We start from the raw sequence: 24,705 nt of genomic DNA on the forward strand, positions 1-24,705 counted from the left end.
CGCGGGGGTGCGCCAGCGCGGAAGGGGGCGCGATGCGGATCATCTTCATGGGAACGCCCGGCTTCGCGGTGCCGACGCTGGAGGCGCTGGTCGCGGCGGGGCATGACGTCGTCGCCGCCTACAGCCAGCCGCCCCGTCCCGGCGGCCGGCGCGGGCGCGAACTGGTGCCCTCCCCCGTCCAGCAGCGCGCCGAGGTGCTGGGCATCGCGGTGCGCACCCCGGTGTCGCTGAAGGGGGCGGAGGAACAGGCGGCGTTCGCGGCGCTGGAGGCCGATGTGGCGGTGGTCGCCGCCTATGGCCTGATCCTGCCGCGCGCGGTGCTCGATGCGCCGCGCCATGGCTGCCTCAACGTCCATGGCTCGCTGCTGCCGCGCTGGCGGGGCGCCGCGCCGGTGCAGCGCGCGATCCTCGCCGGCGACGCGGAGACCGGCGTCGGGATCATGCAGATGGAGGCGGGCCTCGACACCGGGCCGGTGCGGCTCGAGGGGCGGACCGCCGTCGACGGCAAGACGGCGGGCGCGCTGACCGACGAACTCGCCACCATGGGCGCGGCGCTGATGGTGCGGGTGCTGGCCGATCTTGACGGCCACCCGCCGGTGCCGCAGCCGACGGACGGCGTCACCTATGCCGCGAAGATCGACAAGGCGGAGGCGCGGATCGACTTCGCGCAGGATGCCACGGCGGTCGAACGCCTGATCCGCGCGATGAACCCGGCGCCCGGCGCATGGTTCGAGGTGGCGGGCGAGCGGGTGAAGGTGCTGGCGGCGGAGGTCATCGCCTCCGACCGTCGCCCCAGCGAAGGCTGGGGCCTTGATGCGGAGGTCACGGCAGGCGCCACGGGAAATTCCGGCCTGCATCAGGCCTTCGCACATACCCCCGGTCATCCCCGCGGAGGCGAGGATCCAGACGCGTGGGAGCCTTCCGCATCCCTCGAAACGTCAGAGAATATGGATCCCCGCCTCCGCGGGGATGACAAGGCTGGTTTGGTCCTCGACGATCGCCTCACCATAGCCTGTCTGAACGGCGCGCTTCGACCGACGCTGGTGCAACGCGCCGGGCGCGGCGTGGCGAGTGCGGAGGAACTCCTCCGCGGCTTCCCCATTCCCGCAGGCACGCGGCTTTGACCCGCTTCGCGCTGACCGTGGAATATGACGGCCGCCCCTTCATGGGCTGGCAGCGGCAGGCGCATGGGCCGAGCGTGCAGCAGGCGCTCGAAGAGGCGGCGCAGGCGATCACGGGCGAAGCGGTGCAGGTCCACGCCGCGGGCCGCACCGATGCGGGTGTCCACGCGCTGGCGATGCGCGCGCATTGCGACATCGCCAAGCCGATCGCGCCCTTCCGGCTGATGGAAGCCCTGAACGCCCGGCTGCGGCCGAACCCGGTCGCGGTGCTCGGCTGCGCGGTCGTGGCCGACGACTGGCATGCGCGCTTCTCCTGCCTCGGACGCGCCTATGAATATCGCATCGTCAACCGCCGCGCGCCGCTGACCTTCGAGAAGGGGCTGGCCTGGCAGGTGCCCCAGCCGCTCGACACCGCAGCGATGGCGGAGGGCGCGGCGCAACTGGTGGGCCGGCACGACTTCACCACCTTCCGCTCGGCGCATTGCCAGGCGGACAGTCCGGTCCGCACCCTCGACCGGCTCGACGTGATCCGTGAGGGCGATCTGGTGGTGATCGAGGCGGCGGCGCGCTCCTTCCTCCATCATCAGGTCCGCTCGATGGTCGGCTGCCTCGCGCTGGTCGGCATGGGGCGCTGGACGCCGGGCGATCTGGCCGACGCGCTGGTGGCGGCGGACCGCACCCGGCTGGGTCTGAACGCCCCGCCCGACGGGCTGTTCTTTACCGGCGCGACCTATCCCGTCAGCGGCTGAGCCGCGCCGCCAGCTCGACATGGGTCGACCAGCGGAACTGGCCGACCGGCTGGATCCAGTCGATCCGCCAGCCCGCCGCCACCATCAGCTTCGCGTCGCGGGCAAAGCTGGCCGGGTTGCACGAGACATAGGCGATGCTGCCGACCGTGCAGGCGGCGAGCGCCTCCACCTGGTCGCGCGCGCCCGCGCGCGGCGGATCGAGCACGACCGCATCGAAGCGGTTGAGCTCGGCGATGGTGAGCGGCCGCCGGTAGAGGTCGCGGTGGTCGGCGAAGACCGGCCGCCCGCGCGCGTTGGCAGCGGCCTTCAGCGACAGGATCGCGTCGCGCGCGCCCTCCGCGGCATAGACCTTGGCCGGCAGCGCCAGCGCGAAGGTGCCGAGGCCGGAGAACAGGTCCGCGACCGTCCGCGCCGCGCCCACCGCCTCCCGCGCGGCGGCGACCAGCGCCGCCTCCCCCTCGCGCGTCGCTTGCAGGAACGCGCCGGGGGGCAGCGGCACCGGCACGTCGCCCAGCGTGATCGTGACCGGCTGCGGCTCCCACCGCGTCTCGGGACCGAGCCCGTCGTCGAGCGACAGCCGGGCGACGCCGTTCGCCTGACAGAAGCCGGTCAGCGCCTCGGCCGCCGCCAGCCCTTCCGGCGACCAGCCGCGGATCAGGATGTCCGGCCCCTGATCGGCCAGCGTTAGATGGACGTCGGCGCGGCGCTTCAGCCCTAGCCGCTGGAACAGCGACCGCAGCGGCGCGATCAGCGCGAACAGCTCGGGCGCGAGGATATGGCATTCGCGCACGTCGACGAGCTGGTGGCTTCCCTCCACCGCAAAGCCGAGCAGGCCGCGTTCGGCATGGAGCGTCGCGCGACGGCGCGTATCGGGCGGCGACAGCGCGGCGGCGCGGATCGGCGCGGCCAGCCCCTGCGCGTCCAGCGCGCTCGCGATCCGGTCGACGCAGAAGGCGGCATAGCTCTCGTCGTCGAGATGCTGGAGCTGGCACCCGCCGCATTCCGGAAAGTGCCGGCACGGCGGGGTCCGGTGATGCGGCCCCGGCGTGATCGCGCCGTCCGCATCGATCAGGTCACCGGGCGCAGTGAAGGCGATATGGCGGCCGTCCCCGGTGACGCCGTCGCCGCGCGCCGCGACCCGCAGGATCGGGCTCAGAGACATTGCGCGATCGCCTGCGGCAGATGCGCGGCGAGATCGTCCGCGAGAAAGGCCGGCCCGGCGCGGCGCGCGGCCTCGCCATGCAGCCACACCCCGGCACAGGCCGCGGCGAAAGCGTCGGTCGGACCGGCGAGCCGTGCAGCGATGGTGCCGGCGAGGACGTCGCCCGTGCCCGCGGTCGAGAGCCACGGGCTGCCGGTTTCGGACACGACGACGCGGCCGTCGGGACCGGCGATCACGGTGGCCGCGCCCTTCAGGACGACGATGGCGCGGGCGCTGGCAGCAGCGGCACGCGCCCGGTCGATACGGCTGCCGGACAGATCGCCGAACAGCGCGGCGAACTCGCCGTCATGCGGCGTCAGGATGGCGGGTGCCGTGCGGCCGGCCAGCGCTGCCGGATCGAGCAGATGGAGCGCATCCCCGTCCACCACCAGCGGGTGCGGCGCGGCGAGCACGGCGGACAGCTTCCCCCGCGCCGTCTCGTCCCGTCCAAGCCCCGGCCCGACCAGCACCGCGCCGATCCGCGCGTCATCCAGCGCGCCGTCTGCCCAGCGGCGGCGGACGACGGCATGGGGCAGGCGATCGGTCGCGCTGCCGAGCAGCAGGACATAGCCTGCCCCCGCCCGGCCCGCCGCCGTCACAGCGAGCGCCGCCGCACCCGGCATCGCCCCGGCGACGATCGCGACCATGCCACGACTATATTTATGCGCCTCCGCCTTGGGCCGCGCGAGGCGCGGACGGCGCATCACGTGCGTATCGGCGTCCAGGCACAGACCGAGGTCGATCCACCGCACCGCTCCGCAGAAACCGGCCGCCGGATGGAGGAGGTGGGCCGGCTTCAATGCGCCCAGCGCCAGCGTCACCGCGAAGGGCGGCACCGGGGAGAGGCACGCGCCGCTGTCGGTCTCGACGCCGCTCGGCAGGTCCACGGCGATGGCGAGCCGCGCCGCCCCGGCGAGCCGGACGAGCGTGTCCGCCTCCGCGACGGGGCGGGTCAGGCCGGTGCCGAACAGCGCATCGACCAGCACCGGCGCAGGCCGCGCTTCCGCCAGCGGCTCGACCGGCCCCGTCCAGCGCACCCGGGCGGCGCGGGCGAGGTCGGTGCGCGGCTCTGCCGATGCCGCGACCCTGACCGGCAGACCCGCCTCGGCGAGCAGACGCGCGGCGACATAGCCGTCACCGCCATTATTGCCCGGCCCGCACAGGATCAGCACCTCGGCACCGGCCGCGAGACGATGGACCGCCGCGGCGATCCCTCCGCCCGCACGCTCCATCAGCGCGGCGAGGTCGCCATGCGCCGCCTCGGCAGCGCGCATCGCCGCGGCGGTCAGGACGGGGGTGCCGGATATCGGGAGCATGGCGCAGGCCTTTGAACCGGCAGGCGGCGGCGTGTCAAAGGGCGGTGTGGGATTGCGGTCCACCTCTGCCACAGCCCGTCATCCCCGGGCAGGCGAGACCTCTGCGGAAGTCGCGACGGTGGCTCCTTCTGATCGTCATCCCGGACCTGTTCCGGGATCCACGGTCCAGCAAGAATCAACGCCTGATACGCTTGCCGCGCGGTGGATGCCGGAACAAGTCCGGCATGACGCGGTCACTTTCGCATCAGCCCCGACCGTCGCCCCAGCGAAGGCTGAGGCCGCAAGCCCCTCCTGCCCCGCGCTATCGCCGGAAGATCCCAGCCTTCGCTGGGATGACGACGAGAAGCGCGCAAATGCCGGGCGAGGAGGCGCTTCCGCCCCCTCAAATATCCGCGTAGACGTGCCGCTCCGCCGCGGCGCCCGGATGCGTCACCGCGCCCGCCCAGGCCGGGCCGACATTCTGCGCATAGCGCCACAGCGCGCCCGACTGATAGTCGTTCACCCGCGGCTGCCAGCGGGACCGACGCTCGGCCAGGACCGCCTCGTCGACGAGCAGGTCGATCGTCCCCGCCTCGGCATCGATACGGATCGGGTCGCCGTCCTCGACCAGCGCGATCGGGCCGCCCTCGGCGGCTTCCGGTCCGACATGGCCGATGCAGAATCCGCGGGTTCCGCCCGAGAAGCGTCCGTCGGTGATCAGCGCCACCTTCTCCCCCATGCCGAGGCCATAGAGCGCCGCGGTGGTGGACAGCATCTCGCGCATCCCCGGCCCGCCCTTCGGCCCCTCGTAGCGGATGATGATCACCTCGCCCTCCTGGATGCTGCGCGCCTCGACCGCGGCAAAGGCGTCTTCCTCGCAGTCGAAGCAGCGCGCCGGCCCCTCGAACTGGAGGCGATGCATCCCCGCGACCTTGACGATCGCGCCCTCTGGCGCCAGCGAGCCGCGCAGGCCGACGACGCCGCCTGTGGGCGTGATCGGCGTCTTCGCGTCGTAGATCACCTTCTGGTCGGGGTTCCACGTCACCTGGTCGATATTCTCGGCGAGCGTCCGCCCGGTCACCGTAAGGCAGTCGCCGTACAGCAATCCCTCGGCCAGCAGCGTCTTCATCAGCATGTAGATGCCGCCGGCCTCGTACATGTCCTTGGCCACATAGCGCCCGCCCGGCTTCAGGTCGGCGATATAGGGCGTGGTCTTGAAGATCTCGGCGACGTCGAACAGGTCGAAGCGGATGCCCGCCTCATGCGCCATCGCCGGCAGGTGGAGCGCGCCGTTGGTCGAGCCGCCGGTCGCCGCGACGATCCGGGCGGCGTTGATGAACGCCTCGCGCGTGCAGATGTCGCGCGGGCGGATATTGGCGGCGATCAGCTCCATCACCTGCGCGCCCGCCGCGACCGCGATCTGCTCGCGGCTGCTATAGGGCGCGGGCACCATGTTGCTGTTGGGCAGGCTGAGGCCGATCGCCTCGCCGACGCACGCCATGGTGTTGGCGGTGAACTGCCCGCCGCACGCGCCGTGCCCCGGACAGGCGACCTTCTCCAGCGCATGGACCTCGCCGAGCGGGCAGGCGCCCGCGGCATACTTCCCGACCACCTCGAACACGTCGACCACGGTCACGTCGCGGTCGTGATAGCGGCCGGGCAGGATCGACCCGCCATAGACGAAGATCGACGGCACGTTGAGCCGCAGCATCGCCATCATCATGCCGGGCAGCGACTTGTCGCACCCGGCAAAGCCGACCAGCGCGTCGTAGCAATGGCCGCGCACGCTGACCTCGATCGAATCGGCGATGATCTCGCGGCTGACCAGCGAGGACTTCATGCCCTGATGGCCCATGGCGATGCCGTCGGTGACGGTGATGGTGTTGAACCGCCGCGGCAGGCCGCCGCCCTGCACCACTCCGGCCTGCGCCGCATCCGCCTGCGCGTCGAGCGCGGTATTGCACGGCGCCGAATTGTTGCCGGCCGAGGCGAGCGCGACGAACGGCCGCGCGATCTCTTCCTCGCTGAGGCCCATGGCATAATAATAGCTGCGGTGCGGCGCACGCTCCGGCCCGACCGAGACATGGCGGCTGGGCAGGCGGGACTTGTCGAAACGGGATGCTGTATCGGTCATGATGGCGCCGCCTATGTCGCGGCAGGCGGGGTTCGCGCAAGCAAATTGCGTCGCGCGCTCCGTCGTCCCGGCGGAGGCCGGGATCTCTCGCGGCTATTGCACAGTCGATCGCGGAAGGCCCCAGCCTGCGCCGGGGCGACGTGACGGCAAGGGGGCGTTCCCGGTCGCCCCCTGATCCTCAGAGCGACGCCAGCGCCTTCGCCACGCCGTCCATCGTGAACGGCTTCTGGAGCACCGGGCGATCGCGGAAGCGTTCGTCGACGCTGTCGTCGCTGCCGCCCGTCGCGAAGACGAAGGGGACGCCGGCATCGGCCAGCGCCTCGGCCACGGGGGTGCTCTTCTCGCCGCCCCGCAGGTTGAGGTCGAGGATCGCGGCGTCGATCCCGCCCTCCTGGACGCGCGCGAGCGCGCCGGCGACGGTGTCGGCATTGCCGGCGACCCTGCGATCGAGCACCTCGAGGAAATCCTCGAGCATCATCGCGATCAGCGGCTCGTCCTCGACGATGAGAATGTTCTGCGGCGTCATCGCCATCGCCTTTGCCTCAACCGGAACGGTCTGGCAACGGTGCGGCCGGCTGCATCGCCGCCACCGCCTCCGCCAGCTGCTGGACGGAGAAGGGCTTGGGCAGGAAGGAGACATTGTCGAGATCGATCGAGCGGCGCAGCTGCTCCTCGGCATAGCCCGACATGAACAGCACCGGCAGGTCGGGATAGCGCTCGCGCACCCGGCGGACCATGGTCGGCCCGTCCATCATCGGCATGACCACGTCGGAGACGAGGATGTCGGGCCGCGGCGACGCCTCGATCAGCTCGAGCGCCGCCTCGCCATTCTCGGCGGTCAGCACGCTATAGCCCTGTCGCGTCAGGGCGCGCTCGGCGACCGCGCGCACCATGTCCTCGTCCTCGACCAGCAGGATCGTCCCCTGGCCCCAGGGCGTCGTGGCGCGCGGGGCCGGCTTGGGCGGCGGCAGTCGCGCCGGCGCGGCGCCGGCGGCATGCACCGGCAGATAGATGGTGAAGGTCGCGCCCTTGCCGGGACGCGAGTCGGCGAAGATCCAGCCGCCGGACTGTTTGACGATGCCGTAGACGGTCGACAGGCCCAGGCCCGTGCCCTTGCCCGTCTCCTTGGTGGTGAAGAAGGGTTCGAAGATCTTCGGCAGCACGTCGGGCGGGATGCCGGTGCCGGTGTCGCTGACCGACAGGGCGGTATAGTCCGCGACCGGCAGGATCTCGTTGCCCATCGCGCGCACCTCGTCCGCGGCAACGGCGCGGGTCTGGATGGTCAGCGTGCCACCGCCCGCGGGATTGGCGGAGAGCATCGCGTCGCGCGCGTTGACGGCGAGGTTGACGACGACCTGCTCCATCTGCCCCGGATCGGCGCGGACGGGGCCCAGGCCGCGGCCGTGGCTGACGTCGAGCCGCACCGTCTCGCCCATCAGCCGCTTGAGCAGCGTCGACACCTCGGAGACGACGTCGGGCAGCTGCAGGATCTGCGGCCGCAGCGTCTGCTGGCGCGAAAAGGCGAGCAGCTGCCGGGTCAGGCTGGCGGCGCGGTTCGAGTTGGTGCGGATCTGCTGGATGTCGTCATAGTCGCTGTCGCCCGGCGCGTGGCGCATCAGCATCAGGTCGCAATGCCCCAGGATCGCGGTGAGAATATTGTTGAAGTCGTGCGCGACGCCGCCCGCCAGCTGGCCGACCGCCTGCATCTTGGTGGCCTGCGCCACCTCGCGCTTAAGACGCGTCTCCTCGGAATTGTTCTTTAGGCTGAGCAGCACCGCCGCATCGCCCAGCCCGCGCGCGCCGGCGATCGTCAGCGCGACCGGCTCTTCGGGAAAGTCCTTGAGCCGCACCGCCATATCGGCCGAGTGGGTCGCGCCGGCGGCGAAGCGGCGGATCGCATCGGCGACCGCCGTCTTGTCCTCGCGCACCACCAGGTCGCCCGGATAGACGGGTAGCGCCTTGGCATCGGCGCCCGCGGCGCGGATGAAGGCGGCGTTCATCTGCAGGAAGCGGCCGTCGCGATCGACCAGTGCCATGCCGAAGGGCATCAGCCCGACAAAGGCGCGGACATGGTCGGGCCCCGCCCCGCCCGAGCCGGGCAGCGCGGCCGCGCCGAGATCGTCGAGCAGCAGGACGAGCAGCGGCGCGTCCGCCGCGTCAAGGAACGGGATTTCGAGGAAGCGGAGTGGCGGTCCCCGGTCCCCTTCGCGGGCGAGGCGGAGCATGCCGCGCCCGTCGCCGGTGACGAATTCGGCGAGATCGCGCCCTTCGAGCGTGCCGTTGCCCTCGCCCAGCGCGCGCCGGGTCAGGCCGGGATCGGCGGCGATCACCGTTCCGTCATGCGCTACCAACGCCGCCATCGCACCCGCCCGACCGAGCCGGTCGCCGATCGGCCCCGCGACCATCCGCCGCAGCGCCTCGAACGCGCCGCGCGCGTCGGGGCGGGCGAGCCGCCAGACCAGCATGTCCGCCTCGTCGCCGGCACGGACCAGCGTGACGTCGTAGAGGCCGTCCACGCCCTCGGCCCGGGCGAAGCCGTCGCGCCAGGCGATCCGCGCCGCCTCGGCCATGCGCGCGATCGCCGTCTCGCCGAGCGGCAGGCTGGGCGGGGTCGGCAGGTCGGGAAAGAGCGCGACGAAGGCGTCGTTCGCGCAGACCAGCCGGCCGCCCCGGTCGGTGACCGCGACCGGGTCCTCGCCGGTGCAGGCGATCGCACGGGCCAGATGCCAGTCGATCGACCGGACCGGCGGCGGCGCGACCGGCGCGAGCAGCCGCCACGCGATGGCCGCGCCGCAGGCGACCACGCCCGCCGCCGCGAACCCGCCGGCGATCAGCCAGTCGCGCGCCACCCCCAGCGCGATCGCACCGGCCGCCACCGCCGTCAGCACGGCGACGAGGGCGGCGATCCGGGTCGGCGCGGGACGGGAGGGAAGCGGAGCCATGACGCCCCTCTTCGGGCGGGCAAGCGGGTGACGTCAAGCGATGGTGAACGGGGCGAAAAGCTCGGTGGGCGTTGGGGCGGGCAATCCTCCCCATGGCGGGGGAGGATGAAGCGTACCGAAAAAAGGGCGGCCCTTCCGAGCCGCCCTTCCCGATTACCAGACCTTGATACGATCCGCCGGCGACAGATAGTATTTCTCGCCCGGCTGGACGTTGAACGCCGGATACCAGGCGTCGAGATTGCGGACCACATAGGGCCGCCAGGCGCCCGGCGTATGCGGATCGGTCGTCAGCTGCTGGCGCAGCGCTGCCTCGCGCGACTTGTTCTGCCAGACCTGGCCGAAGCCAAGGAAGAAGCGCTGGTCGCCCGTATAGCCACCGATCACCGGCGCGGGCTTGCCGTTCAGCGAGATCTTGTAGGCGTCGTAGGCGACGTTGACGCCCGCCAGATCGGCCATGTTCTCGCCCAGCGTCAGCTCGCCGTTCACATGCATGCCCGGGATCGGCTCATAGGCCGAATATTGCGCGACCACGCGGTCGGTATAGGCCTTGAACCGCTCCGCGTCCTGCGGCGTCCACCATTCGACCAGATTGCCCTTCGGATCGAACTTGCGGCCCTGATCGTCGAAGTGATGGCTGATCTCGTGGCCGATCACCGCGCCGATCGCGCCGTAATTAACCGCCGGATCGGCGTTCGGATCGAAGAAGGGTGGCTGGAGGATCGCCGCCGGGAAGACGATCTCGTTCATCAGCGGATTGGCATAGGCGTTGACCGTCTGCGGAGTCATGAACCACTCCGACCGGTCGACCGGCTTGCCGATCTTGGCGAGCTGGCGGTCATACTCGAACTCGGTCGCACGCTGGGCGTTGCCCAGCACGTCGCCCGGCACCACGCGCAGCGCGGTATAGTCACGGAACTTGTCCGGATAGCCGATCTTGGCGGTGAAGGCGGCGAGCTTCTGCCGCGCCTTGACCTTGGTCTCGGGCGCCATCCATTCGAGCCGCTGGAGCCGGAGGTCGAACGCGGCGATGATGTTGCGCACCAGCTCGTCGGCCTTGGCCTTGGCCTCGGGCGGGAAGTAGCGCTGGACATAGACCTGGCCGACCGCCTCGCCCATGCTGCCGTTGACGAGGTCGACGCCCCGCTTCCACCGCTCCTTGAGCTGCGGGGTCCCGCTCAGCGTCGTGCCGTAAAAGGCGAAGTTCGCGTCGACGAACGGCTTGGACAGGAGCGGCGCGGCGTCGCTGATCGTGTGGAACGCCAGATAGTCGCGCCAGGTCGCAATCGGGGTCGCGCCGATGATCTTGGCGGTGGCGGTCAGCGCGGACGGCTGGCTGGCGATCACGCGCGGCTGGCCGGCGAAGCCCGCGCCCTTCAGGAAGGTCGCCCAGTCGAAGCCGGGCATCCTCGTGGCCAGCTGCGCCTCGGGCACAGGGTTGTAGAGCTTGTCGACCTGCCGCTGCTCGGCGCGGGTCCAGTGGACCTTGGCGATCTGCTTCTCGAGCGCGAAGATGCGCTGCGCCGCCCCGTCCGGATCGGGGCGACCGGCCAGGCGCAGCATCGTCGCGATGTGCGCGACATATTTGGTCCGCGCCTCGGCGAACTTCGGATTGTCGACGAGGTAATAGTCGCGATCGGGAAGGCCCAGTCCGCCCTGGCCGAGATAGACCGAGTAGACGCTGTTGTCCTTCAGGTCCTGCTCGACGCCGACGCCGATCGGCATGCCGATGCCGCGACGGTTGGCGTTGGCGAAGGCGGAAGCGAGCTGCGCCGGGGTCTTCACCGCGTCGATCGCGGCGAGATAGGGCTTGAGCGGGGTCGCACCCGCCCGCTCGATCGCCGCCTCGTCCATGAAGCTCGCATAGACGGTGCCGATCTTCTGCCCGACGCCCCCGGTCGCGCCCGGCGCCTTGGCCGAATCCTCGATCACCTGGCGGGTGCGCTGGTCGGAGAGGTCACGCAGGATGCCGAAGCCGCCCCAGCTCGACCGGTCGGCGGGGATCTCGGTCCGGTCGTTCCACTTGCCGTTGACGAAGCGGTAGAAGTCGTCGCCCGGCTTCACCGAAGTGTCCATGCCGGTCAGGTCGACGCCGAACGTCCCGAGGCTCGGCTTGCCGCTGGCGGCGACCGGTGCGGTCGCGGCGGGAGCGGAGCTTTGGGAGGTGGCGGTCGTCTGGGCGATCGCGGCGGTGGTAACGGAGGTCAGGAGCAGGGTAGCGAACAGGCGCCGGCGCATCTCGTATCCTTTGACACCAAAATCGGTGTCCGGCGTTGTAGCGCGCTAATACGGCACGTCAAACGTCCTGACGTTGATCGCGCACGGCGTGGCGATGCCGCCATTTGCGCGCGATCCACAGCCGCCAGCCGAGCGCGGACAGCGCATAGCCGAGCGTGGAGGCGAGCCCGGTCAGCACCAGCAGCCCGATGCCGAAGGCGGGTCCCTGGTCCCACAGCCAGTGCAGGCAGCCGGTCGCCCATTGCAGCCACCCCGTCGCCGCCTCCTGCACCGGCTGGCTGACCATCGGCACATCGGTGCGCATCATCCACGCGCCGATGCGATAGGCGACGAACCACAGGAGCGGCGTGGTCAGCGGATTGGTGATGAAGGTGGTCAGCGCCGCCACCGGCACATTGGCGCGGAACGGCAGCGCGAAGACCGCCGCGATCGCGATCTGCGCGACCGGGAACAGGAAGCCCGCGATCATGCCCAGCGCGACGCCCCGCGGCACCGAGCGGCGGGTGAAGCGCCACAGTTCGGGCGCCAGCACGCGATGCGAGACCGGGCGGAGCAGCCGGCTGCGCTCCATCGACTCGCGCGTCGGCAGGTTGCGGCGGCACCAGGCGGCCGAGCGCTGCCACATGGAGGGCGGCGCGGACGCCATCAGCCGCGGTCGCGCAGGATGCGGCCGGCCTCGCGCTTCCAGTCGCGCTCCTTGATCGCCTCGCGCTTGTCGTGCGCCTTGCGACCCTTGGCCAATGCCAGCTCCACCTTCGCCCGCCCCCGCGAATTGAAATAGACCGACAGCGGCACCAGGGTCATGCCTTCGCGCGCCACCGCTCCGTGCAGCTTGTTTATTTCCCGCTGATGAAGGAGCAATTTACGCGGCCGCTTGGCCTCGTGATTGAACCGGTTGCCGTGGCTGAATTCGGGGACGTTGGCGTTGACCAGCCAGATCTCCTCTCCCTTCACCTCCGCATAGCTTTCCGCGATCGAGCCTTCGCCAAAGCGCAGGCTCTTCACCTCGGTGCCGGTCAGCGCGATCCCGGCCTCGTAGACCGTGTCGATACTGTAGTCGAACCGGGCCTTGCGGTTCTCGGCGACGATCTTCTTCTTGTCGAAGGTTGCGGGCTTGGGACGGGACATGCGCGAGCGATGTAGGCGTCGCCGGGGTCGCTGGGAAGCGGCTGCGCGGCGGACATGCGCAAAGTCGGGACGGACCGGCAGATCGAACGCTTCGTCGCTGCTCATGCACGGTTCATCGATGATACTCCATCTCTCGGCCTCTAGGCAGGAGGCTGGGCATGGATCGGGCATGGACGCGGGGAACAGGGCTGGCATCGGCCGCGGTACTGGCGGCGGGCCTGGTGGCGGGCGGCTATCTGATGGGGAACGGACTGGTTCGTGCGCATCTCGCCGACCGGTCGGTGACGGTCCGCGGCCTTGCCGAGCGCAACGTCACCGCGGATCTCGCCGTGTGGACGCTCAACTATTCGGAAGCGGGCAGCGACCTGGCGACGGTGCAGGCGCAGATCGACCGCGACACGCAGACGATCCGCCGCTTCTTCGCCGCGCTCGGCTTTCCCGATTCGGCGCTCAGCCCGGCCGGCGCCGGCGTGCAGGAGAATTTCATCAACGGCGTCCAGCGCGTCACGGTCAGCCAGCGGCTGCAACTGCGCACCACCGATATCGCGCGGGCACGGGCGGCGGTCGCGCGGCAGTTCGACCTCGTCCGCAACGGCGTCGTCCTGCAGGAGGGGTCGGGAATGACCTACAGCTTCACCAAACTCAATGCGGTGAAGCCCGCGATGGTGGCCGAAGCCACCCGCGACGCGCGCGCGGCGGCGGAGCAGTTCGCCAAGGACAGCGACACCGGCGTCGGCGGGATCAAGAGCGCGACGCAGGGCTATTTCTCCGTCGAGGCGCGCGACGGCGAGCAGGCGGGCTATGGCGTCGCCGACACGCCCTTCAAGAAGGTGCGCGTGGTGACGACGATCGACTTCTACCTGCGATGAGCGGCATCGACGGAGGAATGTTCCACGTGGAACAATTGTAGAACGCAGCTCGCCGTCGTCCGGCGGAGGTCGACTGGGTCAGCGCAGCCCCGCCGTCGCCAGCGCCGCGTCCACCAGCCCGCGCGAGGCCTCGCCCGCCGGCGTCATCGGCAGCCGCAGCGTCTGCGGAAAGCCCGGCCGCACCACCCCCAGCGCATATTTGGCCGGGCCGGGCGAGGCGTCGGTGAACATCGCCTCGTGCAGCGGATACAGCCGGTCGTGCAGCGCCAGCGCATCTCCCCACCGGGCCTCGGCACAGGCGGTCTGGAAGTCGGCGCATAGCCGCGGCGCGACATTGGCGGTCACCGAGATGCACCCCACCCCGCCCAGCGCGTTGAAGGGCAACGCCGTCTCGTCATTGCCGGACAACTGGATGAAGTCCGGCCCCAGCGCCAGACGGTGCTGGGTGGCGCGCGTCAGCACCCCGGTCGCATCCTTGATGCCGACGAAGACTTTCGGAAAGGCCCGAACGATCCGGATCACCGTGGCGGGCTGGATGTCCGTCACCGTCCGTCCGGGCACATTGTAGAGGATGATGGGCAACGGTGCGTCCGCCGCCAGCGCCTCGAAGTGGCGGAAGATCCCCTCCTGCGAGGGGCGGTTGTAATAGGGCGGCACCATCAGCGCCGCGGCCGCGCCGGCGTCGCGCGCGGCCGCCAGATTGGCGATCGCGACGCGCGTATCGTTCGACCCGGCCCCGGCGATCACCGGCACCCGCCCCCGCGCCTGGTCGATGCAGACCCGCACGACATGGAAATGCTCGTCCTTGTCGAGCGTCGCCGCCTCGCCCGTCGTGCCGCAGGCGACCAGCGCCGACGAGCGTTCCGCGATCTGCCACTCGACAAGGTCGCGAAAGGCACGCTCGTCGAATCGTCCTTCGGCATCGAAGGGGGTGACGAGCGCGGGAATCGATCCGGAAAACATGGCGTAGGGCGTCCTTCTTGCGACCGGAAAATAGCTTTGGCCGCATTTCGTTCAGGACAGATACGGGTGGCATGCGTATCCTGTCCACATGATCGCACCGATGAAGACGGGCCTGTTGCTCGCCCTGCTCGCCGGCACGTCCGCCCTGCCCCAGCAGTCCGCGCCGCCGACGTCCGCGCCGCCGGGCGCCAGCCTCGACGCCTGGCTGGGCAAGCTCGGCACGCCTACTCCGAGTGCTGTCCCGACCGTGCAGCCGGTCGCACCCGCGAACACCGCCATCGCCGCCACCATCGCCCAGTGGAAGGCGCTGCAGCAGACCGACGCGCTGCCCTTCGACAGCTATGCCGGCTTCCTCACGCTGCATCCCGGCTGGCCGGGCGAGGCGGCGAACCGGCGCGCGGCGGAGCGGCAGGCCTCGCTCGGGTCGGGATCGCCCGCCGGCATCGCCGCCTTCTTCCGCCGCTATCCGCCGACGACCAACGCGGGCCGGGTCGCGCAGGCCAAGGCGCTGGCAGCGACCGGCGACATGGCCGGCGCCAATGCCGCGGCGCGAGCCGCTTGGCGCGGCGGCGTACTGGCGAGTGCGGACGAGAGCGCGATCCTGACCAGCTTTCCCGGCGCGCTTTCGCCCGACGATCACGACGCGCGGATGGACCAGCTGCTGTGGCAGGGCGCGACCAGCGTCGCCGCACGCCAGATCGCGCTGACCAGCCCCGCCAGGCGCCCGGTGTTCGAGGCGCGGCTCGCCTTCCGCACCAAGGCCGCGAATGCCGCCGAACTGTCTGCGGCGACGCAGGCGCTCTATGCCGACGATCCGGGCTATATCGCCGATCGCGCCACCTGGCTGCGCGAGACGATGAGCCCGTCGGGCCGCGAGTGGCTCGCGCGGCCGCGCCGGCTCGCCGGCCTGCCCGGCAATGTCGAGAAATGGTATGAGGTGCTGCTGGTCAACGCCCGCGGCGCGGCGGCGGACAGCCAGTATCAGCTCGCCTACGACATCGCGCGGCAGGTCGACGACGCCTATCCGGCGGGCACCGACGTGTCGAAGAAGCCCTATGGCGAGCGCGACGACTATACCTCGCTGGCCTGGCTGGCGGGCTGGACGGCGCTGAAGCAGCTCGGCCGGCCGGCGGACGCGATGGTGATGTTCGATCGCTATGCCCGGGCGATCCAGTCGCCGCAGACGCGGGCCAAGGGCTTCTACTGGGCGGGCCGCGCGGCCGAGGCGGCGGGCAAGCCGGCCGAGGCCGCCGCCTTCTTCGCGCAGGCGGCGGGCAACCGCGACTCTTTCTACGGACAGCTCGCGCTCGAGCGGACCGGCCAGCCGCTCAGCCCGCCCCCGGCGCTCTCGACCGCGGCGCTGACCCCGGCCGAGCGGTCGGCGTTCAACGCACGCGAGACGGTGCAGGCCGCGCGCTTCCTGAACAACATCGGCGACTGGCGCGACCAGACTGCCTTCATCCGCCAGATCGCCGCCGATGTGACGAGCGAGAACGAGCATCTGCTCGCCACCGAGCTGTCGCGCCAGATCGGCCGCCCCGACCTCGCCGTGATGGTCGGGCGCAGCGCGCTCCAGAACGGGCTGACCGACTATTCGGCCGCGGGCTTCCCCACCGTGCCGATCCCGGCGGGCTACGAGCCGCACTGGACGCTGATCCATGCGGTGTCGCGACAGGAAAGCCAGTTCGACCGGGCCGCCGTCAGCAGCGCCGGCGCGCGCGGGCTGATGCAGCTGATGCCGGCCACCGCGCGCGAGCAGGGGGCGAAGATGGGCCTGTCCTTCACGCCCGAGCAGCTGTCGACCGATCCCTTCATCTCGATCCAGCTCGGCACCGGCTATTTCAACCGGGTCTTCGCCAACTACAACAGCTGGCCGCTCACCATCGCCGCCTACAATGCGGGCGGCGGCAATGTGAACAAGTGGCTCCGCCAGTTCGGCGACCCGCGCACCGGGCAGATCGAGATGGTCGACTGGATCGAGGCGATCCCGTTCGGCGAGACGCGCAACTATGTCCAGCGCGTGCTGGAAAACGCCGTCGTCTACGACCTGATGAACCCCGCCCGCGCCAGGAGCCAGGGCGCGGCGCGGCTGAGCTGGTATCTCGGCAAGACCCAGCCGGGCTGATAGGGGCGGGCGCATGGATCGCCCCAATTACATCACGCCGGCCGGCTTCGCCGCGCTGCGGGCCGAGTACGAGCAGCTCTTCGCGACCGAGCGGCCGCAACTGGTCGAGACGATCAGCTGGGCGGCCGGCAACGGCGACCGGTCTGAGAATGGCGACTATATCTACGGCCGCAAGCGGCTGCGCGAGATCGACCGGCGGCTCGGCTGGCTGGCCAAGCGGATGAAGGCCGCCAAGGTCGTCGACCCTGCGCGTCAGGAGGATCGCAGCCGCGCCTGGTTCGGCGCGACGGTGACGATCGCCGACGAGGACGATGTCGAGCGCAGCCTGACGCTCGTCGGCGACGACGAGGCCGACGCCAGGGCCGGTCGCATCGGCTGGAATGCGCCGCTCGCCCGTGCACTGCGCGGGGCCGCGGTGGGCGACCTGCGCCGGGTCGCGCTGCCGGCAGGCGAGAAGGAATATGAGGTGATCGCCGTGGCTTATCTGTCCACCTGAGGAACGGCGCGCCGGCCCAGCCCGTTGATCGCGGGCATAGCAGGAGAGCGACGATGGACGAAAATCCCCGCACCCAGACCGCGCGCGACACCGACGATCGCGAGCTGATCGAGAACGTCACCGCCGATGCCGCGGCCGGCATCATGCCCGGCAGCCGATCCGGCCTGAACCACGATCTCGACACCCAGGCCGAGCTGAACGAGCTGATCGACGATCCCGATGGCAGCGTCCGCCCGACCAAGCAGGACGACATCAACAACAACCAGGCCTATGCCAGCGACCGGCGCGGACAGAATAGCTGAGGCGGATCGCCTGCGGGCGCTTGCGCCCGGCATGATCGGCAGCGCACAAGCGGCGGCATGGAAGACACGCCCACCCGCAACGTCGCGCTGCTGATCGACGCCGACAACGCCTCGGCTGCCACGCTCGACCCGGTCCTGACCGTTTTGGCAGAACTGGGAACGGTGAACGTCCGGCGCGTCTACGGCAACTGGTCCAAGCCGGGGCTGAAGGCGTGGCGCGACATGACCGTCCGCCACGGGATCGAGCCCCAGCAGCAGTTCGACCTCACCAAGGGGAAGAACGCGACCGACATGAAGATGACGATCGATGCGATGGACCTCCTCTTCCGCGGCAAGGTGGAGGCATTCGGCATCATGTCGTCCGATTCGGACTTCATGCCGCTGGCGATGCGGATCCGGCAGGAGGGCATTCCGGTCTACGGCTTCGGCACCAGCCGCACCCCGGAGGGGTTCCGCCGCGCCTGCACACGCTTCATCGATGTCGGCGCGCTGACCGCGGCCGCGCCGGAGCCCGCGCAGGAACCGGCAGCGGCGCCCGCCGCCAGGCCGGTCAGCACCGACGTACCGATCACCGAATCGCTGCCGCCGGCGATCGCCGTGAGCAAGCCCAAGGTGAAGGCGCCCGTCGAACCGGAGCTGCTGCAGCTCCTGATCGACGCCTATGACGCCTCGAAGCGCGACGAGCGGGGCTTTGTCAGCCTGTCCGCCATGGGCCAGCTCGCCGCGAACCGATCGAGCTTCGACGTCCGCAACTACGGCTACCGCCGGCTGTCCGACCTGATCGGCGCCGTGCCCAACTTCCAGACCGAGGTGCGCGATGGCGGGCGCTCGTTCGTCAAGCGGGTTCGGTGATGCTATGGTGAGGCGATGACGACGATGATCCCGATCGCGACAGAGCCGCAGCGCGTGAAGTTGCGCACGGAGGATTATCTTGCACTCGACGCTTCGGGGGCATTCGACGACTACGGCAAGACCGAATTGCTGGATGGGGAGGTCGTTTACATGAACGCCCAGCATCGGCCGCATGCCCGCATCAAGTCGCGGCTCTTCCGGCTGATCAGTGCGGCGCTGGACAATGCCGATAGCGGACTGGAAGCCATCGTCGAGGGCTCGATCGATGCGCCCCCCCACGACGTGCCGGAGCCTGACATCGTGATCACCAGCGAAGCCGATGGCGAAGGGCTGATACCACTCGCTTCGGTTCGGCTGGTCATTGAAGTTGCGGCTGCGTCGCTTCGTTCGGACCTGACGCGCAAGGCGACCATCTATGCAAGCCACAAGGTGCCCGAATATTGGGTGGTCGACGTCGATCACATGATATTGCACCGACACTGGCAGCCACTTCACGATGGCTATTGTCAACGCGACGAGATCGCCTTTGGAGCCGAATGGGCCTCCGTTACCATCCCTCACCTCTCTGTCGGGACCGACCGCCTGTGACATCGCGCCGCCTTGCCGCCGCCCTGCTCCTGCTCCTCACCGGCGCGCAGGCGCCCGGCGATCCGCATCTGCCGACGCCGACCCACGACCATATCCCGCCGCCGCTGCCGACCGGTCTGCGTGGGGGTGTGCTGATCTTCTCCAAGACCAATGCGTGGCGGCACATCGAGCACCTGCCGCATTCGGGTCCAGTGATCGCCGAAATCGCGGGGCGCTGCGCAAAGACCTTCTCGACCGAGAATGCCGCGGTCTTCAACCCGGTCGACCTCTCGCGCTTCTCGGTCGTCGTGCTCAACAGCAATAGCGGCGACGCCTTCACCCCCGCGCAGCGCGCCGCGTTTGCCGACTGGATCCGCAAGGGCGGCGGGGTGGTCGGACTGCATGCCGCGGGCGGGGACAATCGCTACGACTGGGCGGCCTATGGCGACGAGATCATCGGCGCGCTGTTCACCGGCCATCCCAACGGCGCGGACCACATCCAGCGGGCGAGCGTCCAGATCGAACAACCTGGCCATCCGGTCATGGCCGGGCTGAAGCGGCCCTGGACGCCCGAGGACGAATGGTATTCCTTCGACAAGTCGGTGCGGGGTCCCGGCGTGACGGTGCTCGCGACCCTCGACGAGGCGAGCTACAAGCCCGGCGAGAAGCTGGCGATGGGCGCAGACCACCCGATCATCTGGGCCCGCACGCTGGGCAAGGGGCGCATCGTCTATTCGGCGCTCGGCCATACGCCCGAGGCCTATGACGATCCGAATTACCGCCGCCTGATCGCCAATGCGATCCGCTGGGTGCGGCCTGGTGGCGGTCGCTGCCAGTAGGCCTCCCCTTGAGGCCGAGCCACCTGGGCCGGATCGTCAATTCATCGCAGGCGCGACCGTTGCACAAGCGCCGCCATCCCCGCGAAGGCGAGACCTCTGCGACGGTCTGAGTGTTCGACAACTTTCGTCCACCCCGGCGAAGACGGTGGACCAGTTTGGCGAAACTTCGCGAAAGATTACTGCCGTCTCCCAACTGGGCCCCGGCCTTCGCCGGGGTGGACGGAGGTTTTTCGGAAAGGTCTCGCCTTCGCGGGGAAGACGCCCGGTTCAGTTTGGTTGGATCACGATCTACGGCGAATTCGACACTGCGCCTGCCGAGCGCCAGAATTTGAACGCCGCCTGCTGCTTCTCCGCGATATGGGCGGCCGCATCCGGCCCTTCCCATGGGCCCGTATAGCCGCGCTCGGCCGAACCGACCCACCAGCCCTGCCCCGGCAAACGGTCGCTTTCGCGCACGACCAGCACCGCCAGTCCCGGCTCTCCCGATGCGGCCCCGGCGGCGTCGATCGCGTCGAGCGTCCGGCACAAAGCCCGCATCTTCGGCCGGGTGAAACGATGACCGAGCGCGCGGAGGATTTCGCTGTAGCTGAGCGACCGCTCCTCCCGGGCCGCATCGAGGAGCAGCGCGCGGACGCGCGCGACGTCGGTGATGCTGCCGGGCCCTTCCGCCGGCGCGAAGCCGTTGCCGGCAAGCCAGCCGCCCAGGTCATCCCCGCGCGGCCGGCCCTTCCCCATCAGCGCGTCAGCTTCTTATAGGCCAGCCGCGTCGGGCGATCGGCGGCATCGCCCAGGCGGCGACGCTTGTCTTCCTCATAGCTTTCGTAATTGCCCTCGAACCATTCGACATGGCTGTCGCCCTCGAAGGCGAGGATGTGGGTGCACAGGCGATCGAGGAAGAAGCGATCGTGGCTGATGACCACCGCACAGCCGGCGAAGGTCTCCAGCGCCTCTTCGAGCGCGCGCAGGGTCTCGACGTCGAGGTCGTTGGTCGGCTCGTCGAGCAGCAGGACGTTGCCACCCTCCTTCAGCATCTTGGCCATGTGGACGCGGTTGCGCTCACCGCCCGACAGCTGGCCGACCTTCTTCTGCTGGTCGGGACCGCGGAAGTTGAAGGCGCCGACATAGGCGCGCGTCCCGAGCTCCTGCTTGCCGAAGCGGAAGACCTCCAGCTCGTCCGAGATTTCCTGCCAGACGTTCTTGTTGGGATCGAGGTCGTCGCGGCTCTGGTCGACATAGCCGAGCTTCACCGTCGAGCCGATCTCGATCGTGCCGCCATCGGGCTGTTCCTGCCCGGTGATGAGCTTGAACAGCGTCGACTTGCCCGCGCCGTTCGGGCCGATCACCCCGACGATGCCGCCGGGCGGCAGCATGAAGTCGAGATTTTCGAACAGCACCTTGTCGCCATAGGCCTTGGTCAGCCCCTTGGCCTCGATCACCTTGCCGCCGAGGCGCTCGGGCAGCTGGATCAGGATCTGCGCCTTGCCCGCGACGCGGTTCTCCTGCTTGGCCATGAGTTCGTCGAACGCGCGGATACGGGCCTTGGACTTGGTCTGGCGCGCCTTGGGGGTCTGGCGCATCCAGGCGAGCTCGTCGGCGATCGCCTTCTGCTTGCCGGCTTCCTCGCGCTCCTCCTGCTCGAGCCGCTTGGCCTTCTTCTCGAGATAGCCCGAATAGTTGGACTCGTAGGTGTAGTACCGACCGCGGTCGAGCTCGAGCACCCAGTTGACGACATTGTCGAGGAAATAGCGGTCGTGGGTGACGAGGATGACGTTACCCGCATATTCCTTCAGATAGTTTTCCAGCCACGACACGCTCTCGGCGTCGAGATGGTTGGTCGGCTCGTCGAGCAGCAGGATGTCGGGCTTCTCCAGCAGCAGCTTGCACAGCGCCACGCGCCGCTTCTCGCCGCCCGACAGGCGCGACACGTCGGCATCGCCCGGCGGACAGCGCAGCGCTTCCATCGCCTGTTCCAGCTGGCTGTCGAGGCTCCAGCCGTCGACCGCGTCGATCTTCGCCTGAAGCTCGCCCATCTCCTCCATCAGCGCGTCGAAGTCGGTATCGTCCTGCGGATCGCCCATCTCCGCCGAGATGGCGTTGAAGCGATCGACCAGATCGGCGATCGGGCGCACGCCGTCCTTGACGTTGCCCATCACGTCCTTGGCGGGATCGAGCTGCGGCTCCTGCGCCAGATAGCCGACCCGCACGCCCTCCGCCGCCCAGGCCTCGCCGGTGAAGTCGGTGTCCATCCCGGCCATCACCTTCATCAGCGTCGACTTGCCGGCGCCGTTGGGACCGATGATCGCGATCTTCGCGCCGGGGATGAACTGGAGGTGGATGTTGTTGAGCACGGGCTTGTTGGCGCCCGGGAAGGTCTTGGTCAGACCCTTCATGACGTAGGTGTACTGGACGGCCATCGGGGGCACGCGCTCCGTATGTGAGGGTAGCGGGAAACTGAAGAGCGCGAGATAGCGATGGCCGTCGCCATTGGCAACGCGGCCGCATGCCGGCGCGGGGTTGCGTGCGATGCGGCAATAGCCCTACCCCTTCTTTGCCAATAATCCAGGGGATCCCATGCCGCGCCTTGCTGCCATCCTGCCGTCATGTCTGCTGATCGTCGCGGGTCCCGCTTTCGCCCATACCGCCGCCCCGGTGCCGTCGCGCCGCACCGCGCCGCCGGCGGTCACGGTCGACCCGAAAGTCGCCGCGCTCCAGACCAGGGCGCTGGCCGACGACACGGCGTGGGACATCACCGAGGGGCTTACGACCGAGATCGGCCCGCGCGCGACGGGCGGCTCGGCCCGGCAGGCGGCCGCCCGCGACTGGTCGGTGGCGAAGCTCAAGGCGCTCGGCTTCCGCAACGTGCATATCGAGACCTATACCCTGCCCAATGTCTGGGAACGCGGGGTCGAGACGGCGGAGGTCGTCGCGCCCTTTCCGCAGCCGCTGCGTCTGGCGGCGCTCGGCAATTCCGGCGCGACCCCGGCCGGCGGGCTGACCGCGCCGGTCGTGTTCTTCCCGACGCTGAACGACCTGATCCAGGTGCCGGACGGCAGCCTGGCGGGGAAGATCGCCTTCGTGTCCAATGCGATGGCGCCGACCCAGGACGGCTCCAGCTATGGCAGCCAGGGCCCAGCCCGCTTCGTCGGACCCAACATCGCGGCCAGGAAGGGCGCGGCGGCGATCGTGATCCGCTCGATCGGAACGGATCACGGGCGCGGGCCGCATACCGGCACGACCAATTTCGATCCGGGCGTCGCGCCGATTCCGGCCGCAGCCCTGTCCGTGTCTGACGCCGCCAATCTCGAGCGCATGATCCGTCGCGGCAGGCCGGTGACGCTCAGGCTCACGCTCACGCCCCGCTTCGTCGGACCGCGCCAGTCGGGCAACGTCGTCGCCGACGTGCCGGGCAGCGATCCGGCCGCCGGGATCGTGCTGATCGGCGGGCACCTCGACAGCTGGGAGCTGGGCACCGGCGCGATCGACGACGCCGCGGGCCTCGGCATCACCGCCGCCGCGGCCAGGCTGGTGATGGAGACGGGCCGCCCGCGGCGCACGATCCGCGTCGTCTTCTTCGGCGACGAGGAGATCGGCGGCTTCGGCGGCGAGGCCTATGCGAAGGCGCATGCGAACGAGCGCCATGCGATCGCGACCGAGAGCGATTTCGGCGCGGACCGGGTCTGGCGGGTCGAGACCAACTTCACCGGCACCGGCGCGCCGATCGCCGATCGCCTGGCAGCCGCGCTGGCCCCGCTCGGCATCGTGCGCGGCACGCAGCCGGCGGGCGGCGGGACCGATGTGGAGGCGGTTCTCGCGACCGGCGTCGCCGGGCTGGAGCTGAACCAGTCGGGGCTGCGCTATTTCGATCTGCACCATACGCCCGAGGACACGCTGGAGCAGATCGATCCCGCCCAGCTGCGCCAGAACGTCGCGGCCTGGGCGACGATGCTCCAGATCGTCGGCAACGCGCCCGAAACGATCGAGGCCGTGCCGCCCCGGCGCTGATTTGCGACGAGCTGTGGCCGCCCCCCGGAACCGGCCATGGTTTCGCCCAATTTGCCGATTGACCTACTGATCCGGTGGAGTATGCACGCAGCTTCGCGTTGGCGCTCGGCCCCGCGAACGAATTGCTATGCTTGGGAGCATCCTGATGAAGAAGATCCTGCTCGTCGCTGCCGCTGCCGGCCTGATGTCGGTCGCCGCCTGCTCGAAGTCGCCGGAGGCCGCTGCGGTCGAGAACAACGCCGACGCGCTGGCGGACAACCTGGAGGCGCAGGCCGACAACCTCGAGGATCTGGCCGACAACACCTCGAACAGCGCCGGCGCCGCCGCGCTCGAGAACGCCTCGGACAACCTCGAGGACGCCGCGTCGAACGTCCGCGAGGCCGGCGAAGAGAAGGCTGACAACCTGCAGTAATCTGCGGGCGGGCCGTCGGGCCCGACCAGTCGGACAAGGGGCGTTCCCGCGGGAGCGCCCCTTTTCTTTTGCGCGCCACGCCAGCCGCGGCGCCGCCGCTTCTTGCCTCGCCGCGCGCCGCGTCCTAGTCAGCCCTCCGGCGTGGGCCTGTAGCTCAATGGTTAGAGCTGGCCGCTCATAACGGCTAGGTTGCGGGTTCGAGTCCTGCCGGGCCCACCACGCCTGACCGCCGGCGGATCGGCCATGCGGAAGCGACTTGCACGATCCGCGTCCCAGCGCCTAAGGCACGTCGCGCGTCGGGGAGTGGCGCAGTCTGGTAGCGCGCCTGCTTTGGGAGCAGGATGTCGCAGGTTCGAATCCTGTCTCCCCGACCATCCGCCGGCGATCGCCGCGCGCTTCTCACCATATTGCAAGCATCGGAGATTGGCGTAGGTTTCGCCGGCCGCGATGACGCATCCGGGGGCGGGTGCGGC

22 protein-coding genes and 2 tRNA genes are annotated in these 24,705 nt (G+C 69.8%); 13 read left to right on the forward strand and 11 right to left on the reverse strand.

Features of this window, described 5'->3' with window-relative positions; all coding sequences use genetic code 11:
• Positions 1–32 precede the first annotated feature (32 nt).
• Both fmt and truA read left to right on the forward strand, forming a co-directional pair.
• Positions 33–1,124 (forward strand): methionyl-tRNA formyltransferase, encoded by a 1,092-nt coding sequence (gene fmt / locus IEX18_RS11975; protein ID WP_188658996.1) that lies wholly within the window; start codon positions 33–35, stop codon positions 1,122–1,124.
• Positions 1,121–1,870, forward strand: a complete 750-nt coding sequence (gene truA / locus IEX18_RS11980; protein WP_188658997.1) for a tRNA pseudouridine(38-40) synthase TruA — start codon at positions 1,121–1,123, stop codon at positions 1,868–1,870. The genes fmt and truA overlap by 4 nt, the downstream gene beginning before the upstream one ends.
• Here truA and IEX18_RS11985 read toward each other — a convergent pair.
• The 8 genes from IEX18_RS11985 to smpB all read right to left on the reverse strand — a co-directional run bounded on the left by IEX18_RS11985 (position 1,860) and on the right by smpB (position 12,805).
• Positions 1,860–3,032, reverse strand: a complete 1,173-nt coding sequence (locus IEX18_RS11985) for a class I SAM-dependent RNA methyltransferase (protein ID WP_188658998.1) — start codon at positions 3,030–3,032, stop codon at positions 1,860–1,862. The two genes, truA and IEX18_RS11985, sit on opposite strands and share 11 nt — an antisense overlap.
• Positions 3,023–4,387 (reverse strand): NAD(P)H-hydrate dehydratase, encoded by a 1,365-nt coding sequence (locus IEX18_RS11990; RefSeq protein ID WP_188658999.1) that lies wholly within the window; start codon positions 4,385–4,387, stop codon positions 3,023–3,025. The genes IEX18_RS11985 and IEX18_RS11990 overlap by 10 nt, the downstream gene beginning before the upstream one ends.
• Positions 4,388–4,769: 382 nt before the next feature.
• Positions 4,770–6,500 (reverse strand): dihydroxy-acid dehydratase, encoded by a 1,731-nt coding sequence (gene ilvD / locus IEX18_RS11995; protein ID WP_188659000.1) that lies wholly within the window; start codon positions 6,498–6,500, stop codon positions 4,770–4,772.
• Between the two features lie 178 nt (positions 6,501–6,678).
• Complete coding sequence (locus IEX18_RS12000; protein ID WP_188659001.1) at positions 6,679–7,026, reverse strand: response regulator; 348 nt, start codon at positions 7,024–7,026, stop codon at positions 6,679–6,681.
• Positions 7,027–7,042: 16 nt separating this feature from the next.
• Complete coding sequence (locus IEX18_RS12005; RefSeq protein WP_188659002.1) at positions 7,043–9,442, reverse strand: hybrid sensor histidine kinase/response regulator; 2,400 nt, start codon at positions 9,440–9,442, stop codon at positions 7,043–7,045.
• Positions 9,443–9,595: 153 nt separating this feature from the next.
• Positions 9,596–11,677 carry a M13 family metallopeptidase gene (locus IEX18_RS12010; protein ID WP_188659003.1) on the reverse strand — a complete coding sequence of 694 codons (2,082 nt, stop codon included), beginning with the start codon at positions 11,675–11,677 and terminating at the stop codon, positions 9,596–9,598.
• Positions 11,678–11,735: 58 nt separating this feature from the next.
• Complete coding sequence (locus IEX18_RS12015) at positions 11,736–12,323, reverse strand: DUF2062 domain-containing protein (RefSeq protein ID WP_188659004.1); 588 nt, start codon at positions 12,321–12,323, stop codon at positions 11,736–11,738.
• Positions 12,323–12,805, reverse strand: coding sequence for an SsrA-binding protein SmpB (gene smpB, locus IEX18_RS12020; RefSeq protein WP_188659005.1), 483 nt, complete (start codon positions 12,803–12,805; stop codon positions 12,323–12,325). The genes IEX18_RS12015 and smpB overlap by 1 nt, the downstream gene beginning before the upstream one ends.
• A gap of 158 nt (positions 12,806–12,963) precedes the next feature.
• On the opposite strand from smpB, the gene IEX18_RS12025 reads away from it, so the two are divergent.
• Positions 12,964–13,674, forward strand: a complete 711-nt coding sequence (locus tag IEX18_RS12025) for an SIMPL domain-containing protein (protein ID WP_188659006.1) — start codon at positions 12,964–12,966, stop codon at positions 13,672–13,674.
• Positions 13,675–13,752: 78 nt separating this feature from the next.
• Here the strand turns inward: IEX18_RS12025 and dapA are convergent, their stop codons facing one another.
• Positions 13,753–14,637 (reverse strand): 4-hydroxy-tetrahydrodipicolinate synthase, encoded by an 885-nt coding sequence (gene dapA, locus IEX18_RS12030; protein ID WP_188659007.1) that lies wholly within the window; start codon positions 14,635–14,637, stop codon positions 13,753–13,755.
• 88 nt (positions 14,638–14,725) lie between these two features.
• Between dapA and IEX18_RS12035 the strand changes: the two genes are divergently transcribed.
• From IEX18_RS12035 to IEX18_RS12060, 6 genes are read left to right on the forward strand one after another with little or no spacing between them, the layout of a single operon-like run.
• Complete coding sequence (locus IEX18_RS12035) at positions 14,726–16,762, forward strand: lytic transglycosylase domain-containing protein (protein ID WP_188659008.1); 2,037 nt, start codon at positions 14,726–14,728, stop codon at positions 16,760–16,762.
• A gap of 13 nt (positions 16,763–16,775) precedes the next feature.
• Positions 16,776–17,258 (forward strand): transcription elongation factor GreB, encoded by a 483-nt coding sequence (greB, locus tag IEX18_RS12040; protein ID WP_188659009.1) that lies wholly within the window; start codon positions 16,776–16,778, stop codon positions 17,256–17,258.
• A 53-nt stretch (positions 17,259–17,311) separates the two neighbouring features.
• Positions 17,312–17,560, forward strand: a complete 249-nt coding sequence (locus IEX18_RS12045; RefSeq protein WP_188659010.1) for a hypothetical protein — start codon at positions 17,312–17,314, stop codon at positions 17,558–17,560.
• Positions 17,561–17,617: 57 nt separating this feature from the next.
• Positions 17,618–18,412, forward strand: a complete 795-nt coding sequence (locus IEX18_RS12050) for an NYN domain-containing protein (RefSeq protein WP_188659011.1) — start codon at positions 17,618–17,620, stop codon at positions 18,410–18,412.
• Positions 18,413–18,427: 15 nt separating this feature from the next.
• A complete protein-coding gene (locus IEX18_RS12055) occupies positions 18,428–19,000 on the forward strand; it encodes a Uma2 family endonuclease (RefSeq protein ID WP_188659012.1) in 573 nt (190 codons plus the stop codon).
• Positions 18,997–19,818 (forward strand): ThuA domain-containing protein, encoded by an 822-nt coding sequence (locus IEX18_RS12060; protein ID WP_229664544.1) that lies wholly within the window; start codon positions 18,997–18,999, stop codon positions 19,816–19,818. The genes IEX18_RS12055 and IEX18_RS12060 overlap by 4 nt, the downstream gene beginning before the upstream one ends.
• A gap of 288 nt (positions 19,819–20,106) precedes the next feature.
• Here the strand turns inward: IEX18_RS12060 and IEX18_RS12065 are convergent, their stop codons facing one another.
• Both IEX18_RS12065 and ettA read right to left on the reverse strand, forming a co-directional pair.
• Positions 20,107–20,553, reverse strand: a complete 447-nt coding sequence (locus IEX18_RS12065; protein WP_373284551.1) for a ribose-phosphate pyrophosphokinase — start codon at positions 20,551–20,553, stop codon at positions 20,107–20,109.
• Positions 20,553–22,232: an energy-dependent translational throttle protein EttA gene (gene ettA / locus IEX18_RS12070; protein ID WP_188659425.1), complete on the reverse strand. Its 1,680-nt coding sequence runs from the start codon at positions 22,230–22,232 to the stop codon at positions 20,553–20,555. The genes IEX18_RS12065 and ettA overlap by 1 nt, the downstream gene beginning before the upstream one ends.
• Positions 22,233–22,389: 157 nt before the next feature.
• Between ettA and IEX18_RS12075 the strand changes: the two genes are divergently transcribed.
• From IEX18_RS12075 to IEX18_RS12090, 4 genes are all read left to right on the forward strand, one after another.
• On the forward strand, positions 22,390–23,820 hold the full coding sequence (locus IEX18_RS12075) for a M20/M25/M40 family metallo-hydrolase (protein WP_188659014.1): 1,431 nt from the start codon (positions 22,390–22,392) through the stop codon (positions 23,818–23,820).
• A gap of 145 nt (positions 23,821–23,965) precedes the next feature.
• Positions 23,966–24,232 carry a hypothetical protein gene (locus tag IEX18_RS12080; RefSeq protein WP_188659015.1) on the forward strand — a complete coding sequence of 89 codons (267 nt, stop codon included), beginning with the start codon at positions 23,966–23,968 and terminating at the stop codon, positions 24,230–24,232.
• A 143-nt stretch (positions 24,233–24,375) separates the two neighbouring features.
• Positions 24,376–24,451: transfer RNA gene (locus IEX18_RS12085), tRNA-Ile, on the forward strand.
• 78 nt (positions 24,452–24,529) lie between these two features.
• Positions 24,530–24,606: transfer RNA gene (locus IEX18_RS12090), tRNA-Pro, on the forward strand.
• Positions 24,607–24,705: the final 99 nt, after the last annotated feature.

Source organism: Sphingomonas metalli, assembly GCF_014641735.1.
GTDB classification, from domain to species: Bacteria; Pseudomonadota; Alphaproteobacteria; order Sphingomonadales; family Sphingomonadaceae; genus Sphingomonas; species Sphingomonas metalli.

Excerpts from the sequence above, each read along its gene's own strand:
- fmt (WP_188658996.1), top strand. The coding sequence starts at position 33 with ATGCGGATCATCTTCATGGGAACGCCCGGCTTCGCGGTGCCGACGCTG.
- IEX18_RS11985 (WP_188658998.1), bottom strand. The coding sequence starts at position 3,032 with ATGTCTCTGAGCCCGATCCTGCGGGTCGCGGCGCGCGGCGACGGCGTC.
- IEX18_RS11990 (WP_188658999.1), bottom strand. The coding sequence starts at position 4,387 with ATGCTCCCGATATCCGGCACCCCCGTCCTGACCGCCGCGGCGATGCGC.
- ilvD (WP_188659000.1), bottom strand. The coding sequence starts at position 6,500 with ATGACCGATACAGCATCCCGTTTCGACAAGTCCCGCCTGCCCAGCCGC.
- IEX18_RS12000 (WP_188659001.1), bottom strand. The coding sequence starts at position 7,026 with ATGACGCCGCAGAACATTCTCATCGTCGAGGACGAGCCGCTGATCGCG.
- IEX18_RS12005 (WP_188659002.1), bottom strand. The coding sequence starts at position 9,442 with ATGGCTCCGCTTCCCTCCCGTCCCGCGCCGACCCGGATCGCCGCCCTC.
- IEX18_RS12010 (WP_188659003.1), bottom strand. The coding sequence starts at position 11,677 with ATGCGCCGGCGCCTGTTCGCTACCCTGCTCCTGACCTCCGTTACCACC.
- IEX18_RS12015 (WP_188659004.1), bottom strand. The coding sequence starts at position 12,323 with ATGGCGTCCGCGCCGCCCTCCATGTGGCAGCGCTCGGCCGCCTGGTGC.
- smpB (WP_188659005.1), bottom strand. The coding sequence starts at position 12,805 with ATGTCCCGTCCCAAGCCCGCAACCTTCGACAAGAAGAAGATCGTCGCC.
- IEX18_RS12025 (WP_188659006.1), top strand. The coding sequence starts at position 12,964 with ATGGATCGGGCATGGACGCGGGGAACAGGGCTGGCATCGGCCGCGGTA.
- dapA (WP_188659007.1), bottom strand. The coding sequence starts at position 14,637 with ATGTTTTCCGGATCGATTCCCGCGCTCGTCACCCCCTTCGATGCCGAA.
- IEX18_RS12035 (WP_188659008.1), top strand. The coding sequence starts at position 14,726 with ATGATCGCACCGATGAAGACGGGCCTGTTGCTCGCCCTGCTCGCCGGC.
- greB (WP_188659009.1), top strand. The coding sequence starts at position 16,776 with ATGGATCGCCCCAATTACATCACGCCGGCCGGCTTCGCCGCGCTGCGG.
- IEX18_RS12045 (WP_188659010.1), top strand. The coding sequence starts at position 17,312 with ATGGACGAAAATCCCCGCACCCAGACCGCGCGCGACACCGACGATCGC.
- IEX18_RS12050 (WP_188659011.1), top strand. The coding sequence starts at position 17,618 with ATGGAAGACACGCCCACCCGCAACGTCGCGCTGCTGATCGACGCCGAC.
- IEX18_RS12055 (WP_188659012.1), top strand. The coding sequence starts at position 18,428 with ATGACGACGATGATCCCGATCGCGACAGAGCCGCAGCGCGTGAAGTTG.
- IEX18_RS12065 (WP_373284551.1), bottom strand. The coding sequence starts at position 20,553 with ATGGGGAAGGGCCGGCCGCGCGGGGATGACCTGGGCGGCTGGCTTGCC.
- ettA (WP_188659425.1), bottom strand. The coding sequence starts at position 22,232 with ATGGCCGTCCAGTACACCTACGTCATGAAGGGTCTGACCAAGACCTTC.
- IEX18_RS12075 (WP_188659014.1), top strand. The coding sequence starts at position 22,390 with ATGCCGCGCCTTGCTGCCATCCTGCCGTCATGTCTGCTGATCGTCGCG.
- IEX18_RS12080 (WP_188659015.1), top strand. The coding sequence starts at position 23,966 with ATGAAGAAGATCCTGCTCGTCGCTGCCGCTGCCGGCCTGATGTCGGTC.